Raw genomic sequence first — 2115 nt, forward strand, 5'->3', positions numbered from 1 at the left:
AATTATGCTGTACCTTCTTTTAATTTGAAGAATTTTCGGGTAATTGGGAGTAGGTAAAGTTACGAATAACAACATGAAGTGAACCGGGAGGTCCTGCCAATCCTTGAGCATATGACTGTACATAAGTTTATCCGATACATGGATAATCAATATGGATTCCTGCGTTTGCGGAAAACGCCTAATGGCACAATGCGTTATAAAGATATGCAGGATTTGGTGTCAGAGTACAGGGATTATCTGGATATGTGCCATAAGCTGGGATACGACATGGAGAACAGCTTTGTCCTGTACCCGAAAGATTTACAGAAATCCCACGATAAAGCGGCCCGCCGGATAAAGCACAGGAAAGACGCTAAAATAAAACGTGACTTTATCGCTGTATACCAGAAGCTTTCCGGGCAGCTGGATTTTGAGAAAGACGGCTTGAAAATCGTGTATCCTGATACGCCGGATGACGTTATAAAAGAAGGGCATGCACTGCATCACTGCGTGGGCGGCTATGTGGAACGTGCGGCTAACAAAGAATGTGTCATACTGTTCCTTCGGAAAAGCTCTGACGAATCCAAACCATTTTATACGATTGAAGTCCGGGGACAAAAAGCGGTACAGGTACGGGGCACAGGAAACTGCAGCATGACGCCGGAAGTTGAGGCGTTTATCACAGACTGGGAGCAGAGGGTGCTTAGTGCCCGTCTTCCGGCTGCTGCGGCATGATTCCGAATAATACCGCTTACAAAGTCGGTCAATGCTAAATTATATATAAATATAGTATGATTTTTCTGTAATTATCAAAACTACACTATAAGAGATACAAGATACCATAATGGCAGCTGATACAGAAATCAACTCTTTATGCGGCTGCCAAAACATGATATAATCAGAGTAAGGGAAGGCTGGAAAGGAGAGAATGCCAATGAGTGAGGTTAAACTGACGAATACGCCGTATGACGATGTGTTCCGTACATTATTAAATGACTGCAGCAGCTTGATTATTCCGGTGATTAACGAAGTGTTTCGTGAAAGATACTCTGGAAAGGAAAAGGTTATTTTCTCTTCCAATGAACATTTTCTGAACCAGCAAGGCGGAAATGAAGACGGACGGATTACAGACGCAAGCTTTATAATAGTAGGGCCGGAAACGAAAAAGTACCATTTGGAATGCCAGAGCAGCACAGATAATAGTATGTTGGTAAGGATGTTTGAATACGACACCCAGATTGCGCTTGATGAGGGAGAGATTAAGGGGAATATCCTTACTGTGACATTCCCGCATTCAGCAGTATTGTATTTAAGATGTAATGCTTCGACGCCGGATAAGTTAAAAATCAAGATGGTCACTCCCGGCGGAGGTGTTACTTATGGCATTCCTTTAATGAAGTCACATCAGTACACGATAGAAGAGATATTTGATAAGAAGCTTCTGTTTTTAATCCCGTTCTATATATTTTCCCATGAGAAGAGGTTTGAGGAATATGAGAAAAATGGAGCAGAACTGGAGTCGTTAAAACAAGAATACGCAATGATAAAGACAAAGCTGGAAAAGCTAATGGAACAGGGAGATATTACTGAGTATGCAAAATGTACGATTTGTGATATGTCCAATAAGGTTCTGGAGCACATTGCTGTAAAATATGATTCAGTAAAGAAAGGAGTGCAATCAGTTATGGGCGGAAAGATATTAGAATATGAAGCGAAGACAATAATGAATCGGGGACGCGAAGAAGGACGCGAGGAAGGCATTACTGTTCTGGTATCTACACTGAAAGATATGGACGTACCTGTTCAGGTGATATTGGAAAAGCTACAGGAAAAATTCAATTTGAGTTTAGAAGCTGCTAAAAAGTATATTTAAAATTTACTTCATACAGGAACTATGGATGATGTCAGCCCCGGAACTAAAAGCATTCCTGGATTATGTAGCAGGGAAGAAACCAGCAGACCCATTTGTGGATGAACTGGAAGCGGCAGTGAAGAATGCCCGGAAAAACAGAGAATGGAGGCATGAGTATATGACATTGTTAATGCGTGACCGTGAAAATAGAGAGGTAGTGTAAATAAGTTTGTGTTTTTGGAAATAAATGGCTCCTTTTTGGTAAGAATTAGGATATGCAAATT

General features: G+C 41.2%; 3 protein-coding genes. All 3 read left to right on the forward strand.

The genetic code is table 11. The annotated features are described in order from the left end of the window. Positions 1-111 precede the first annotated feature (111 nt). The 3 genes from D7Y06_RS24830 (at position 112) to D7Y06_RS26300 (ending at position 2054) form a co-directional block, all read left to right on the forward strand. Entirely contained in the window at positions 112-714 is a 603-nt protein-coding gene (locus D7Y06_RS24830) for a PcfJ domain-containing protein (protein WP_120410144.1), read from the forward strand. 199 nt (positions 715-913) lie between these two features. Beyond that, the gene (locus D7Y06_RS24835; protein WP_120410145.1) at positions 914-1852 is read left to right on the forward strand and encodes a hypothetical protein; all 939 of its coding nucleotides are present in this window, start codon (positions 914-916) and stop codon (positions 1850-1852) included. A gap of 25 nt (positions 1853-1877) precedes the next feature. Then, positions 1878-2054, forward strand: a complete 177-nt coding sequence (locus tag D7Y06_RS26300) for a hypothetical protein (protein ID WP_158591499.1) — start codon at positions 1878-1880, stop codon at positions 2052-2054. Positions 2055-2115 lie beyond the last annotated feature (61 nt).

Origin of the sequence: Roseburia sp. 1XD42-69 (assembly GCF_003612565.1) — a bacterium.
Classification (GTDB): Bacteria; Bacillota; Clostridia; order Lachnospirales; family Lachnospiraceae; genus Roseburia_B.